At 44.1% G+C, this 15,248-nt stretch carries 15 protein-coding genes; 12 read left to right on the top strand and 3 right to left on the bottom strand.

Annotation, left to right across the window (positions count from 1 at the left end):
* Positions 1–164: 164 nt before the first annotated feature.
* Both clpX and cynS read right to left on the bottom strand, forming a co-directional pair.
* Entirely contained in the window at positions 165–1,547 is a 1,383-nt protein-coding gene (clpX, locus tag AAFP14_RS20375; protein WP_341734029.1) for an ATP-dependent protease ATP-binding subunit ClpX, read from the bottom strand.
* A 268-nt stretch (positions 1,548–1,815) separates the two neighbouring features.
* The gene (cynS, locus tag AAFP14_RS20380) at positions 1,816–2,259 is read right to left on the bottom strand and encodes a cyanase (RefSeq protein ID WP_341734030.1); all 444 of its coding nucleotides are present in this window, start codon (positions 2,257–2,259) and stop codon (positions 1,816–1,818) included.
* Between cynS and AAFP14_RS20385 the strand changes: the two genes are divergently transcribed.
* The 8 genes from AAFP14_RS20385 (at position 2,253) to AAFP14_RS20420 (ending at position 11,050) form a co-directional block, all read left to right on the top strand.
* Positions 2,253–2,462 carry a hypothetical protein gene (locus AAFP14_RS20385; protein WP_341734031.1) on the top strand — a complete coding sequence of 70 codons (210 nt, stop codon included), beginning with the start codon at positions 2,253–2,255 and terminating at the stop codon, positions 2,460–2,462. The genes cynS and AAFP14_RS20385 overlap by 7 nt on opposite strands.
* A gap of 110 nt (positions 2,463–2,572) precedes the next feature.
* Positions 2,573–2,917: a slr1659 superfamily regulator gene (locus AAFP14_RS20390; RefSeq protein WP_341734032.1), complete on the top strand. Its 345-nt coding sequence runs from the start codon at positions 2,573–2,575 to the stop codon at positions 2,915–2,917.
* Between the two features lie 152 nt (positions 2,918–3,069).
* A complete protein-coding gene (locus tag AAFP14_RS20395) occupies positions 3,070–5,202 on the top strand; it encodes a PAS domain-containing sensor histidine kinase (RefSeq protein ID WP_341734033.1) in 2,133 nt (710 codons plus the stop codon).
* A 192-nt stretch (positions 5,203–5,394) separates the two neighbouring features.
* A complete protein-coding gene (locus AAFP14_RS20400; protein WP_341734034.1) occupies positions 5,395–5,673 on the top strand; it encodes a hypothetical protein in 279 nt (92 codons plus the stop codon).
* Positions 5,674–5,879: 206 nt separating this feature from the next.
* A complete protein-coding gene (locus AAFP14_RS20405) occupies positions 5,880–8,453 on the top strand; it encodes a PAS domain S-box protein (RefSeq protein WP_341734035.1) in 2,574 nt (857 codons plus the stop codon).
* Between the two features lie 577 nt (positions 8,454–9,030).
* Positions 9,031–9,852 carry a M15 family metallopeptidase gene (locus AAFP14_RS20410; protein ID WP_341734036.1) on the top strand — a complete coding sequence of 274 codons (822 nt, stop codon included), beginning with the start codon at positions 9,031–9,033 and terminating at the stop codon, positions 9,850–9,852.
* 71 nt (positions 9,853–9,923) lie between these two features.
* Positions 9,924–10,502, top strand: a complete 579-nt coding sequence (gene coaD, locus AAFP14_RS20415) for a pantetheine-phosphate adenylyltransferase (protein WP_341734037.1) — start codon at positions 9,924–9,926, stop codon at positions 10,500–10,502.
* Complete coding sequence (locus tag AAFP14_RS20420; RefSeq protein WP_341734038.1) at positions 10,385–11,050, top strand: ATP synthase subunit B family protein; 666 nt, start codon at positions 10,385–10,387, stop codon at positions 11,048–11,050. The genes coaD and AAFP14_RS20420 overlap by 118 nt, the downstream gene beginning before the upstream one ends.
* A gap of 82 nt (positions 11,051–11,132) precedes the next feature.
* Here AAFP14_RS20420 and AAFP14_RS20425 read toward each other — a convergent pair whose 3' ends face one another.
* The gene (locus AAFP14_RS20425) at positions 11,133–11,864 is read right to left on the bottom strand and encodes a TIGR04283 family arsenosugar biosynthesis glycosyltransferase (RefSeq protein WP_341734039.1); all 732 of its coding nucleotides are present in this window, start codon (positions 11,862–11,864) and stop codon (positions 11,133–11,135) included.
* 76 nt (positions 11,865–11,940) lie between these two features.
* Here AAFP14_RS20425 and ubiG point away from each other — a divergent pair, with 76 nt between their 5' ends.
* From ubiG to AAFP14_RS20445, 4 genes are all read left to right on the top strand, one after another.
* Complete coding sequence (gene ubiG / locus AAFP14_RS20430) at positions 11,941–12,789, top strand: bifunctional 2-polyprenyl-6-hydroxyphenol methylase/3-demethylubiquinol 3-O-methyltransferase UbiG (protein ID WP_341734040.1); 849 nt, start codon at positions 11,941–11,943, stop codon at positions 12,787–12,789.
* A 526-nt stretch (positions 12,790–13,315) separates the two neighbouring features.
* Positions 13,316–13,648 (top strand): cupin domain-containing protein, encoded by a 333-nt coding sequence (locus AAFP14_RS20435; RefSeq protein WP_341734041.1) that lies wholly within the window; start codon positions 13,316–13,318, stop codon positions 13,646–13,648.
* A 162-nt stretch (positions 13,649–13,810) separates the two neighbouring features.
* Positions 13,811–14,323: a flavodoxin FldA gene (gene fldA / locus AAFP14_RS20440; RefSeq protein ID WP_341734042.1), complete on the top strand. Its 513-nt coding sequence runs from the start codon at positions 13,811–13,813 to the stop codon at positions 14,321–14,323.
* Between the two features lie 156 nt (positions 14,324–14,479).
* Positions 14,480–15,217 carry an alpha/beta fold hydrolase gene (locus AAFP14_RS20445; RefSeq protein ID WP_341734043.1) on the top strand — a complete coding sequence of 246 codons (738 nt, stop codon included), beginning with the start codon at positions 14,480–14,482 and terminating at the stop codon, positions 15,215–15,217.
* Positions 15,218–15,248: the final 31 nt, after the last annotated feature.

Here is a 15,248-nt window from a genome sequence, read left to right on the forward strand (position 1 = left end):
ATATAGCCTTTTTCCGAAACATGAGGTAGGAGTGAGAATTGGTAATTGGTAATAGGTAATTGGTAATTGGTAATAGGTAATTAGTAATGGGTAATTGGTAATTGGTAAAGCGATTTCAATCCCCCACTATTAAAAAACAAGGTGGGCATTGCCCACCTCATAAATTAAGCAGTTTCGTGCTGTTGGTGCCAAGCAGGATGCCACAGCAACTCCGCAGTCGATCGCTTCTCGACCATTTCCTTAGTAATCGTACAGTTAGCTACATCCTTGCGAGAAGGCAACTCATACATCACATCGAGCATTAATTCCTCTAAAATGCTGCGCAGGGCTCTAGCACCAGTTTTGCGGCGACAGGCTTCCTGGGCGATCGCCCGCAGCGCCTCTGGTTCAAATTCCAACTGCACACTATCCATATTTAACAACTTTTGATACTGCTTGACTAGGGCATTGCGAGGTTCAGTCAATATCTGTATCAAAGCTGCTTCATCCAGGGGTGAAATTACTGTCACCACCGGTATCCGCCCGACAAATTCAGGAATTAAACCAAACTTCACTAAATCATCAGCTTGTACCTGTTGTAAAATATCGGCAGCCCGCTTATCTTTTGGTAGCAAAGTCGAGTTGCTCTCACTTTCGACTGGCTGAATAAACCCTAAAGATTTTTTACCCAAACGCTGTTCAACTATTTTTTCCAAACCGACAAAAGCACCGCCACAAATAAATAAAATTTTGCTCGTGTCAATTTGAATAAAATCTTGGTAAGGATGTTTGCGGCCGCCTTGGGGTGGCACGTTAACCACCGTTCCTTCCAACATTTTCAGTAGCGCTTGCTGCACTCCTTCTCCTGATACATCTCGCGTGATTGAAGTGTTTTCACTTTTGCGAGCAATCTTGTCAATTTCATCAATATAAATAATGCCGCGCTGGGCCGCTTCGACATCAAAATCTGCCATTTGCAACAGTCGCAACAAGATATTTTCTACATCATCACCAACATAGCCTGCTTCCGTCAGCGTTGTGGCATCGGCTACTGCAAAGGGGACTTCTAGCATTTGTGCCAAACTTTGGGCTAGGAGAGTTTTGCCACAACCTGTTGGCCCGACTAGCATGATGTTAGACTTTTGTAGTTCCACATCGCTGTCTTGGGCAGGTTTGCTACTATCTTTGGCTTGGTCAACGCTTAACCTTTTGTAGTGGTTATAAACTGCTACTGACAGAACTTTTTTGGCTGAGTGTTGGCCGATGACGTGGCCGTCTAAATGTTGCTTAATGTCTGTTGGTTTGGGAATTTTAGCTAAAGTAATTTTCGATTTGTTCGATCGACCCTGGCGTCGTGTTTTTTGTCCTTGAGGCTCTTGAATTTCTGACTGGGCTGCTTGTTGAGCCACTAATTTGCCAGAGTCAAAGAATTCCTCTTCTAGAATTTCATTGCATAGCTCCACACATTCATCGCAAATGTAGACGCCGGGCCCAGCTATTAACTTGCGGACGTACTCCTGGGACTTGCCACAAAAGGAGCATCTGAGATGGGAGTCATATTTTGACATTATTTTCCTCTTAATTTACAGTTGCGTTTGGCTGTGGGGATTTAGGGAGTTTTTTCCCGATCGAACATGGTGCTGTTCTCAGCAAGGGAAGGGCGATCGCATACCCAAGCCACTCCAGCTTCGCGCTCTCTGTCTCTAAGTTAACACTTTTGAGGCCTCAGTCATTAGTCATTATTCATCAGTCACACATCAAAATACAAATTTCTGATACAGACATTCATGAAAATATACGCTCACAAAATTTTACCTGCTACCTTCAAAAACTGACTTACCATTTTTTGTATTCCAGAAATTTTCCTGACATGATTATTTTCACCCGATCGCCTTTGGGGTCTGCTTCTTTCTCCACATCCAAAGTAAAGTCGATCGCGCTCATAATTCCATCACCGAATTTTTCGTGAATCACTGCTTTAAGAGGCATTCCATAGACCTGCATAATTTCATAAAACCGATAAATCAGCGGGTCTACCGGAACTGTGGCATCTAAGGAACCTTTGAGAGTCGGTTCTGATAAAAACTGAGCCATCTCGCCATCGAGTCCCAAAGCAGACACAATTTTTTGTGCTTCCTCTGCCGATGCACTTGCTTGACGGTAAATCACCGCAGCAATCCAAACTTCATCGCGACCCAGCAATTTTTCTAAATCTGCAAAACTAATTCCCTGAGCTTTTTTGGCCGCCAAAAGTTTTTCGGTAATATTTGAAATTGGCATTAAATTTTCTCCTGTTCGCTGCGGTGGAAGATGTGAAATGTATCTCATATTTTTCATCTCTTGTCAATGGCAAATCCCGGAAATATGATAAATTGATAACTCGTCGCGACAGCAATAGCCAATCTCGTCATCCTCGACAACTGGCGATTGAGAGATCGGCGATCGCTTCCCTACAAAAATGGTACAGTTACCAGTACGTGTAATCAAAATTACATAGTCTCTGCTGCGCGATCGCCAGTACCCAGGGTGGGTCTGGTACCCGGTCGCACCGGCAAAACCCCTTTACCGCTAACAAGTGACCACTGAAAAAAATATGGAGATTAACACCCAAGATTACAGCATCCTGTACGATAGCGCTACTGATACAGTGACCTGCTGTGGCTCTTTCCGGCTCAGCCAAATGGAAGAATACGCCCCGATCGTACAGTTGCTCAATGATGTGGCTGACGGCGAGCAGAAGACCATTACTCTCGATTTGCGAAAACTAGAATTTTTAAATAGTTCAGGGATTAATATTATATCAAAATTTGTGATCAAAGTCCGACAGCAAAAAAGTATTCAGATCGCAGTCAAAGGCTCCAAGGAAATACCGTGGCAGGGAAAGTCCCTCAAAAACTTGCAGCGACTGATGCCTTCCTTGCGATTGGAATTGGAATAGTTAATCCTTTAAGGTAAACTTGAGCTCAAAGCTAAGTCGGGGAAGCATAACTAGGGATTTGTAATACAGGAAAATAAGTCATAGTTAAGTTAGCAGCCAACGCTCAAACACTGCGGAACTGACTACCTACAAGTTACCAATTTTCAATTGCTATGCAGGAAGAACCATCGAAAGAACAGCTAATTTTGGAAGTTCAGGCTCTGCGTGCAGAACTGGAAAACTTGAAACGCGAAAAAGCCGATCTAGAAATTTTGCTGGAGACGACAACGGAACACTCCGATACCATAGAAGCTGACTTGCTATCAAAAGCTGAGTTGGCCGTGCGCTCCAGCGAAGAGCAGTTTCGGGCGATCGCCTCAGCAACTCCCGTTCCTGTACTGGTTTCTCGCCTCTGTGACGGTTTAATTCTGTATGCAAACGCTCAAATGGCTGCTCTCCTGGATACACCCTTAGCAGAATTGATCGGATGCTATACCCCAGACTTTTACTTCGATCCCGCAGAACGCTCAAAGGTACTCGAAATCCTGGCCAAAGATGGACACATCAAAAATTACGAACTGCACTGCAAAAAGGCAGATGGTAGCAGTTTCTGGGCCATCATTTCCGTTCAGTCCCTGTTGTTCAATGGTCAGCCCACAGCGTTGTGTGCGTTGTACGACCTTACCCAGCGCAAGGAAGCAGAACAAGCACTCCAAGAGAGCGAACAACGACTGCGCCGCCAAAGTCTAGCCCTGTTGCAGCTAGGTAGGCAGAGGACGATCAACAACGGGGCGCTGAATTTGGGAGTTCGAGAAATTACCGAGGCGGCAGCGCGCACTTTGGATGTGGAAAAAGTGAGCGTTTGGCTCTACAATCATGTCAGATTTGGAACTCGCTACGCCACAGATACTCAGGCAAATTTGGCTGCTAGAGCGATCGCCCACAACCAAAGTCTGGTCATCAATCGAGAGGCGATCGAGCTTCCAGCAGAGCATCAGGTCTATCATTCTAAGTTGACAACCCAAAACCTCAAATTAGTTTGTCTCGATTTGTACGATCGGACCAGTAAAAGCCATTTGAATCGTACAAAAAACCATATAAAAGTTTTAAAATTAGATGGAGAAGGCGATGTGGGCAGCGAAAACAGTCCATCCTCCCCTCCTTTAAACTCGCCATTGACAACTCAAAATCCTGTAACAACAGATCTATACAAGTTATCTTTAGAAACAGAACATACCCCACTCCTTGGCCAGGAAAGCGCTCCAAATTCATCCATCTTAAATGTAGCCATTAGGCTCGGCGGCCAGATCGTCGGCATCCTGTCTCTCGAACATCTCGGAGCACCCCGCCAATGGGCCTTGGAAGAACGAACCTTCGCCGATTCTTTGGCAAATTTAGTCGCACTGGCGATCGAAGGATTTGAACGCCAGCGAGCCCAAGAAGCACTCTCCAAAGCCAAGTCGGAACTAGAAATCACTGTCGAGCAACGCACTGCTCAACTCACCGCCTCCAATAAACTCCTCCGCATCGAAATTGCCGAGCGCAAAAGAGCCGAAATAGCTTTACAAGAAGCATTACACAAAGCCGAAGCAGCTTCCAGAGCTAAAAGCACTTTTTTAGCTAACATGAGCCACGAACTGCGGACACCCCTCAACGCCATTATCGGTTACAGCGAAATCCTAGAAGAAGAAGCACTAGAAGCAGGGTTCGAGGACTTAATTCCCGACACTCAAAAAATTCAGACCGCAGGCAAACATTTACTCACTTTAATTAATGATATTCTTGACCTTTCTAAGATAGAAGCTGGCAGAATGGAGCTTTATTTAGAAGATTTTCATCTAGGTAATTTAGTAGAAGAAGTCGTAGCAACTTTGTACCCTTTGGTTGAAAAGAATCGCAATCAATTACAAGTTTGTTGCTCTCCTGATTTCGGAGTAATGTATGCTGACTTGACTAAAGTGCGGCAAATTTTGTTAAATTTACTCTCCAATGCCCTCAAGTTTACCCAAGAGGGAACCGTAGTCATCAGTGCAACTCGCGAATTAACAGACGGGACTGAATGGATTTATTTGCGGGTAGCAGATACCGGCATTGGAATGTCTCCTCAACAACAGGAGGGTTTATTTGAACCTTTTATTCAAGGAGATGCTTCTACCACTCGTAAGTATGGAGGAACTGGTTTAGGATTGGCAATTAGCCGTCTGTTTTGCCAGATGATGGGAGGTGATATCACCATTGAAAGTGAGTTAGGTGTAGGCTCAACTTTTACTGTGCAATTGAAAGCAAAGGTTGAGGCTAGTTGTTAGTTATTGGTTATTGGTTATTGGTTGTTGGTTATTGGTTATTTGTGATTCAGATCGCAATTAACCATGTCATAGATCACAAAGTAGTGTGTTTCACCAGCCTAGAATGCTTTTATTATCAGGCAATTACGGTACGTTAATATCAATCAAGCTTCAAGCTGCGTGAAAATCGTGATTATTTAGGAGTGCATCAAGATGATTACACCTTCCAATCAACCTCTAAAAACTAACCCTTTTAACACTTATCGCGATCCAGTTACAGGTAAGTGGACTGTAGTGCAAACTGTTGAAAATCACACCCAAACAGACTCAAATTTTCCACCAAAAGTGGTGGGTAAAAATGAAATCAAACTAGAAAGGATTCCCAGTGCTTCCCCATCGGCATTGCTGACCCCAAAAAACTTTTCTTTCCCCTTGTCTGTCGTCCAACACCAACGCAAAAGATCTGCTCATCTTAAATCATTATCCCATTGAATAATCAATAAAAATCCAAGTTTATCGGCATAAGTACCTGTTTTCTTAACCAAAAAACCGTTGACTTATTGCCGATAGAAACGGATTTTATATACCTAGCTCAAAAGCATTTGCTTCAGAGCAAAAATCAAAAAATAGCAGAAGTTGTCAAAAAGTGATATAATTCAACACATATTCTTTAGCCCCCGCTGTCTTGATAACTATTCATGAAGGATTCGTTAAATCGCTTCTTACAAGTTGTATGGAAAGGCCGACCCATTCGCCAGCGGGGAACAGTCATCGTAGCTATCCCCGTAATTTGTCTGTTTGCTTCGCTGATAGTCATAGCAGGACTGCGAAACAGAGCGATACAAACAAGAAAGGAACTAGATAGCAATAAGGAAATGCTTCAGCAAACAAACCGTTTGTTAAAAACAGTGGTGGATGCGGAAACTGGTCTTCGAGGTTATGGGCTAACCAAGCGGCGGGTCTTTTTAGCACCATATTTTGAAGCAAAGAAAAATTTGTCAGAACAACTTTCTCAACTCAAGACTCTTACTAAAAAAAATCAGATTCAAAGTCGGCAAGTTGCCGAAATTAAAAAAATTACGGAAGAGCAAATAATCTTTTTGGAACAGACTCTAAAAAAGATTGACAATTCAGACATAAAAATCCAGTCACCCCAAATCACTCAGGCATTCACTGAAGGCAAATTCAAGATGGATAGGCTGCGGGACAAAATTGATGCCTTTACAGACGCAGGTGAAGCCTACAAGAACGTTCTAGAGCCACAAATGCAGCAGTGGGTGAGTCTAACTAATTACGTCCAATTTACGGCTTTAGTGGTGGGCTGTTTGGGTGCCGCAGCTTCTTGGTATTTATTTGATAGTTTAGAGAAAGAATTGAACCAGCGGGAAGTGAGTTTGCAAGAGAGTAAAACTCGCATTCAAGCTGTAGTCGATCATGCAGCGGACGGCATTATTACTTTGGACGAATTCGGCACTATTGAGTCTTTTAATGCTGCTGCTGAACGGATTTTTGGCTGGAGTGCCGATCGCATAATTGGCTCAAATCTCCGAAAACTGCTTGCCAAACCTCTACCAAACAAAAGCGTTGGCGATTATTCCATTGAATATTTTTTGCTAAATCCTGGTACTAAACTAAATGTTTATCAGCAAGAAACAACCGGAATTCGCCTGGATGGAAAAATTTTTCCAATGGAAGTGGCAATCAGCGAAATGCCTTTGAAAAATCAACGTTTGTTTATTGCAATTTGTCGCGATTTTGGACAACGAAAACAAGCTGAAGAAACTCTACGCAAGCAAGCACAAATGCTTGATTTAGCCAACGATACGATCGCCTTATTGGACTTGAACGGCAAAATCTCTTATTGGAACTATGGGGCGAAGCGACTCTACGGGTGGCCCAATTCCGAAGCAACGGGAAAAAATATTCATGAACTTTTGCAAACAGAATGGACTCAGCCCTTTGAGGCAATTCAAGAGGAGTTTTTATCTACAGGAGATTGGCAAGGTGAACTGGTGCGTAGTAAGCGAGATGGCACAAAAATCACCGTAGCAAGTCGCTGGACTTTGCAACGGGACGAAGAAGGCGAACCCCAGGCTATTTTAGAAATTAGCAACGATATTAGCGATCGCAAATTGTCCGAAATTGCCGCTTCCGAAAGTGCCGAACGGTTTCGCGCCACCTTCGAGCAAGCCGCCGTTGGGATGGCCCAAGCAAATCTCGAAGGCAAATTGCTGTTAGTCAATCAAAAACTCTGCGAAATTTTGGGTTACAGTCGAGCCGAACTGATCGAGAAAAAATTTCAAGAAATTACTTTCCCCGAAGATTTGGAACCAGAACTGCATCATTTGCAACGGTTATTAGCAGGAGAAATTGAAACTTACTCTATGGAAAAGCGCTATATCCGCAAAAATGGAGATTTGATCTGGGCAAACTTGAGTGTTTCCCTGCTGCAAGAACAAAATGGCAATAAATATTTAATGGGTGCTGTAGAAAATATTATGGCACGCAAACAAGCTGAGGAATTTTCGCGCTTACAAAAACAAGAATTGAGGTGGATGGCCGACAGCCTAGCTAAACTCAGCCATAATTTAAGAAAGCAGAATGAAGAACTAGAGCAGTTTGCCTATGTAGTTTCTCACGATTTGAAAGCGCCACTGCGGGCGATCGCCAATCTCAGCAGTTGGATAGAAGAAGACCTCAGCGAGTCCATGACAGAGGATACTCTACACCAAATGAACCTACTGCGCGGCAGAGTCCACAGAATGGAAGGTTTGATTGAAGGACTGCTGCAATATTCCCGCGTCGGACGGATGCAAGTGGCTTCCGAAACAGTAAAAGTAGATAAGTTATTAGCAGAAATAATTGATTCCCTAGCACCCCCACCGCAATTTGTGGTGGAAGTCCAACCAGGAATGCCAACTTTTGTAGCAGAAAGACTGCTCTTACAACAAGTTTTTTCTAATTTAATTAGCAACGCCATCAAACATCACAGAAGTCCCACCGGTCACATCACCATCTCTGTGGAAGACATCGGTGATTTTTATAAATTTGCTGTAGCAGATGACGGGCCGGGAATTGCTGCTCAGTATCACGAGAAAGTTTTTGTAATTTTTCAAACTTTGGAAGCTCGCGATCGAGTAGAAAATACTGGTATTGGTCTGTCCCTGGTTAAGAAAATTGTGGAAAATCAAGGTGGAATTATTTTTTTAGAATCCGCAGAAGGTGAAGGGGCAACCTTTCGCTTTACTTGGCCAAAGCAGCCTATTAAGTAGAAGAAAGAAGTCATATCAAATCCGTTCCTATCATCCTATATTTATAGCTCTCATCCCAAATCCTAGTTGAAAACTCTCATCTCAAGAGAGGGGGAGAGGCAGGGCTGTTTCATTCTCACCAAAAAAAGGGTTTTGTAGGGGTAGCGCCCCCGTGCCTACCCCCCCACCGACCATTTTCCGTCATTTCAGAGATTGGGGCAGCCACGGGGGGCAGCCCCTACAAGAGAATGAAACCGCCCTGGGGAGAGTGGGGGTTGTCTAGTATTTGTATAGCAGATAGTTTCTTTAATTCATAACGGGTGTACAGCGTCCGTGGGATGCTCTCAAGAGGACTAATGAGTTGAAAAGTGTTTTTCTCAGTCCTCAGAGCGAGGACTTTCGCTTGGAGACAGGGAATTCATTCCCTGTCGGACTATTGGTTTGACGTTAAGTTGACACCAATGTGCTTGCCCATGCCCCATGCCCCATGCCCAATCCCCAATTCTCAATTCCCCATCCCCAATTCCCATGACTTTGGGCAATATCAGTCTACAATTTGTAACGTTGAGCCTTATTGAAGTGCAGGAGCGAAGCTGGCTTGGATAACGCGAGTCTATCGAGAAAAACCCCGCAAGCATCAGAGCTTGGGATTGACGAAATTCCAGAAGCAGTACGAGACCATCCATATATTGAAGTCAAGCCTAGTCAGTCCAGAAAAAAAGGGCTGATTTGGAAACTGCTAGGGTTGGGCGTAGTCGCCTTTGGGGTCAGCATTTGGCTGCACCTCAACTTTAATTTTTTCCCAGACACCAGTAGGGTAGAACAAAGTCAAAAAATCCCAGTATCGGCAAGTTCCCCCTCACCCACAAGTCCCGTTGCTAACTCAAAAAGCAGTACGGCCACACCGGACAAACTACTGGGACATTTACCTTATCAAGAAGCACCAGCCTCTGACTTGGTAGCCGTCACCGGAGACGGTGGGATCAAACTCCGCAAAGCCGCAGCCGCCAAATATCAAGAAATGGCAAACGCGGCGGCGGCCCAAGGCATATATTTTGCTCCGATATCCGGTTTTCGTTCCCTGGAAGACCAACAACACGTATTTTTTGACGTAAAAGCTGAACGCAAGCAAGATGTTAGCAAGCGGGCGGAAGTTAGCGCTCCTCCAGGATATAGCGAACATCATACCGGTTACGCGATCGACCTAGGAGACGGCAGTGTCCCCTCAGCAAACCTCAGTACCAGCTTTGAAGATACCCCAGCATTCAAGTGGCTAGAAGCTAACGCTACTTCCTTCAGCTTTGAAATGTCCTTCCCCAAAAACAATCGCCAAAAAGTCAGTTACGAACCTTGGCACTGGCGGTTTGTCGGGGACAAGCAAAGCCTCGAAACTTTCTACAAGGCTCATTCGCTTCCTTGACAACTCCAGAGTTTTCCGAGAAACTGGTATTTTTCCTTTAGTCATGTTAATTACCGCATCGGGCCCAATTTGTGATTGCAATTTATCCAGGCAGCTTTGACCCGATTACTTTGGGTCACGTAGATATCATCGAGCGAGGCTGTAAACTGTTCGATCGAGTAATCGTGACCATAGTCCGAAATCCCAGCAAAGTCCCTCTATTCACCGTAGAAGAACGGATAGAACAGATTCGGCGCTCTACCCAACACTTGCCAAACGTAGAAGTAGATAGTTTTGAGGGTTTGACAGTAAACTATGCTAAAATCCGACAAGCCAAAGTGCTGCTACGGGGGCTGCGAGTATTAACAGACTTTGAAATGGAACTCCAGATGGCCCACACCAATAAAACCCTGTTGGGTGAAATTGAAACAGTCTTTTTGGCCACTTCTAATGCCTACAGCTTTTTAAGTAGTAGTGTAGTGAAAGAAATAGCCAAGTTTGGTGGCTCCGTAGATCATCTTGTTCCGAAACACGTCGCCCTAGATATTTACCAATGTTACGCCAGCAGGAACCAACTCGTATCGAACCCAACAGCACCGGACGCACCACTGAGAACGAACCACCTCAGCACCCAGCCGCCTTCGGAGACGACAGCAGAACCGCAGGAGTAGACATCCAGCGGGAATTGAATCGGCTTGAGGAAATTGTTCTCGACAGTCCGCGTATCCCCATGACCAGACGTACTCTGGTGGATGAAGAACAGTTACTTGACCAGCTAGATTTGGTGAGGCTCAATTTGCCCATCGCCTTTCAGGAAGCCGAGTTGATTATCCGCCACAAGGATGACTTGCTGCAAGAGGCTGAACTCTATGCTCAAGAAGTTATAGAAGCGGCAGAACAGCGAGCGGCAGAGCTTTTAAACGATATGGGCCTGATCCAGCAGGCGAAGGTGGAAGCGGATCAGTTGCGACAACAGGTATTGCTTGACTGTGAAGCAATTCAGCAAGCAACCCTGGCGGAAGTTGAACAAATTCGCTATCAAGCTCAAGAAGAATTGGCAGAAATGAGAGCGAGGGTGATGGCAGAATGCGAGGAAATTCAAAACGGAGCCGACGACTACGCGGATCAAGTTCTCGATGATATTGAGCGTAAGCTCAGCGATGCGCTGCGTGTGGTTCGCAATGGCCGCCAGCAGTTGGATAATGTTTCTGGCTCTTGAATTTATAATCCCAAGGAATGTAATTCTTGGTGGAACAGGCTTTCCTGCCTGTTCTTGATGATAAGTAAGGGCAGTTTGTTGGTTAGCGAACCTCTTCATAAAATTGTTTTAAATACTTCCCAGAAACTCCAAAACCCCACAAAAAACCAATCGCAAGATAGATAAAAATTGCTTTAAATTCCCCCCAAGATTCAACTCGGCGATCGCTACTTTCGACTATCCTATTTACTAACTTAATTTTACCTAGTCTGACTAATTTTAAACACAAATCTGCTTCCTCCATAATTGGTAGTTCTGCATCAAAACCATCGCATTCTAAAAAATCTGTACGACGGCAAAAAATAACTTGATCCCCAAAGATTAACCGCAATCCTTTGATAAATAAATGAGGGCGAAATAATAACGGGGCATAGTAAGTTTTCAGGTAATTATGTAGCGAAAAACCCCATCTTGTTTGTTGGGAACCCGACATCAGAGAGATAAATCCGCCACCGACTATTTGACTGTCAAACAGGGTTTTCTGGATGACGGCTACCATGTCATCGGGTACTAAAGTATCAGCGTGGAGAAAGCACAGAATGTCACCAGTGGCGGTTTGTGCACCTAGGTTCATTTGGACGGAACGTCGGGGTATATTGCTAGAAATAACCTGGGTTTGGCAGGAAAGGGCGATCGCCACTGTTTCATCTTGACTACCACCATCTACCACCAACACCTCCCAAGCAGCAGGATTGAGAATGCTGAGTTGACCCAGGGTACGTTCCAGACAAGTCGCTTCATTCAGAGTGGGGATAATAATAGAAACGCGATTCATCGGGTTGAAATTCATGGGAAAACTATTATAATCATAAATTGTGGCGATGTAAACTCTTCTAAGTAGGAAACAACCAGTGGTAAAAACTGAAGTCAAAAATGATTTAGAATTTTATGATGAAAACGCCGATAATTGGTGGGACGAAAAATCTAAAATCTACGCTCTTTACCATCTCAACAAACCCAGATTTGAGTTTTTCGATAGACACGCGACAAATTGGCAGGGACTAAAAACCTTAGATGTCGGTTGTGGTGGCGGTTTTTCCTGCGAGTTTATGGCAGAGAGAGGCGCTATCGTTTCGGGAATAGACCAATCTGAGAAATGCGTTCAAGCCGCCAAAAATCATGCAGTGATTAGCGGTTTCGAGATTGACTACAGACAAGGTTTTGCCGAAAATATGCCCTACGATGATAATACCTTTGATGTGGTAATTTGTGTTGATGTTCTAGAACACGTTGCCGATTATAAACAAGTTGTCTCCGAAGTTCACAGAATTCTGAAGCCTGGGGGATTGTTCTTTTTTGATACGATTAATCGAACTTTTTCGTCACAAGTTGTAATGATTGGGCTGATGGAAAATATCTTGGGTGAAATTAGGAAGGGCGTTCACGATTGGGACAAGTTTATTACGCCGGAAGAACTGTCTGTGGTGATGGGTAATACTGGTTTTGGCAATATCGAAATTAAAGGTTTTGATATGTTTGGCAAAATTGGTGCTCTTTTAGCTGAGATGAATGGTTTTTGGGGAAATTTGATGGGCGGAAAGCAGCTATTTCCAGATTCTGGTGTGATGAAACAAGCATCTCAAACATTAATGTCTAATTTCGGTAATTATGTTGATTACAAAAAGTCTGGGTTGTTTAAAATCCAAATTAATGAGGATACTTCGATTATGTATGTTGGGGTGGGGATGAAGAATAATTAGTCATTAGTCATTAGTCATTAGTCATTTGCGGTTCCCTGAGCGGAGTCGAAGGGTTATTTGCGGTTCCCTGAGCGGAGTCGAAGGGTTATTTGCGGTTCCCTGAGCGGAGTCGAAGGGTTATTTGCGGTGCCCTGAGCGGAGTCGAAGGGTTATTTGCGGTTCCCTGAACCCTTCGACCCTTCGACTCCGCTCAGGGCACCGCTCCGCTCAGGGAGCAATAACCAAAGCGCCTTGGCGACTGCTATAACTGAAAATTATTAGCAAGTATTCTGCGGTGGGTGCGATCGCGCCCATCGCACTTTTTCTGCCCAAAATTACCACCCACCAACACTATACACGGTCACTGAGCGTAGTCGAAGTGTCCAGATAGGCTTGGCTTGGCGACTACTTGTAAAACCAGATACTTAGCTTATTGTAACAAAACTTAATGTTATGCTTTTGACAATTTATCGAGATTATATGGTAGCTTATTGATTATAAATCGCAATAACTACCGGAAGTTAATAGTACCTGGAGGTCAATCATCGTGACAGCAACAGCAGCAATGGTGTCCTTGTTTGCCGATCGCACCTGCGACACACAAGCCCCGTACAGCCAAAAACTGATGAATTTGTACCCAAATTCAGAAATACCCGACCTCGATAATTCTCAAGATGTCAGCATCGCCGTCTTAGAAGGGCTGGGAAATCTCATGGTGGGCGATCGGACAGTTACTTTACAACCGGGAGTATTTGTGTTTGTACCCGCCGGCATTCCGCGCACCTTAAAAGTAGCAACGACGCTGAATTTGTTACTAATTAACTGCGAAGCAGACCCCGATCTGAGCGAGTCGGCTTGGTTAATGAATTTTCAACTTTAAGCAGATGAAAAAACAGTGTCCTTGCTGTCTTGATTCCCTGATTTCTCAGGTTCACCGCAATCGCATCTACTGTTTTTGTCTCAATTGCAGGCAGGAAATGCCAAATCCTGATGCAAAAAAAATAAATCTTAAACTCAGGCAACTTTCACCTTCGGAGTAACAATGTCGAAATCAATTGGTCTTTTTTACGGAACCACAACTGGTAAAACTGAGTCTGTCGCTGACATGATTCGGGATGAATTTGGCGGTAGTATCGTGACTTTGCACGATATCGGCAATACTGACAGCGATGATTTTGCTGAATACGAATGTTTGATTATCGCTTGTCCTACCTGGAACATCGGCGAACTCCAAAGCGACTGGGAAGGATTTTTGCCAGAAATCGAAAATATTGATTTTAGTGGCAAGAAAGTAGCTTATTTGGGAACTGGCGACCAAGAGGGCTACCCGGATAATTTTATGGATGCAATGGGGATTTTGGCTGAGAAAATCACGGAACAGGGTGGCGAAACTGTTGGCTATTGGCCGGTAGACGGCTATGATTTTAATGAATCTAAGGCCGTGGTTGATGGCAAATTTTTCGGTTTGGCGATCGATGAAGACAACCAATCTGAGATGACGGAAGCGCGGGTTAAATCTTGGGTATCTCAACTCAAGAAAGAATTTGGGATCTAGCTAGCATTTTACTTGTTCCCAGGCTGTGCCTGGTAACGCAGATCCGGAGGCTCTGCCTCCAATTTTACTCCGCGAGGCAGAGCCTCTAGATATCGGTTCCTAGGCAGAGCCTGGGAACCAGTTATTCTGAATAACTTTATTTCCAGCTTAAAATTGATGAGATTTACTTCAGATGATGTGCTGTGGCTAAGTGCCAGTCCAAGTTTGCAATTATTCGATCGCTCTCTGCTTAACTACTTAAATCAGTCAGTACCAATCCAAATATGGGAATACGAACAAACTGAAGATGAAGGTTGTTCTTTAGATGTCGCTGTTGAGCTACTACATCACTATTTAAAATCGCGCGATCGCCCAATTCATCTAATCGGTCACAGTACGAGTGGACTAATTGGTTTAATGTATGCGCGCCGCTATCCTCACAAAGTAAGCTCTTTGGGACTCTTAGCTGTCGGCTTACCATCTAATATTAATTGGCAAGCTCACTACTATACACATCTTTCGGCTTTTACCTGGAGCAGCGAACAAGTTTTAACGCAAATGGTAAAGGATATGTTGGGAGAACAGAATCAGTATATCAATCAAAGATTTGTATCGTATTTTGAAGAAGATTTAGCACTTTCGCCTTGTCCTCACTCCTTATTCACGATGAGTAATTTCCGTGATGAGGGTGTAGAAGTACCTTTGTTGTTATGCAGTAGCAAGACAGATTTTGTCGTATCTCCCATGCTCATGCGCCGCTGGTCGAAATTTCTTAAAAAAAGCGATCGGCTTTGGGAATGTAAAGACGGTAGGCATTTTTTCCATCACTTCTATCCAGAACAAGTCGGGGAAGAAATACTTAATTTTTGGCTATCTATACACAGCCGCCAACCGATTTTAGATTTGAAGTTCTAAATTTGCGATCGCCACTATTGACATCTATAAC

It is taken from the genome of Microcoleus sp. EPA2 (genome assembly GCA_020882975.1).
GTDB lineage: Bacteria > Cyanobacteriota > Cyanobacteriia > Cyanobacteriales > Microcoleaceae > Microcoleus.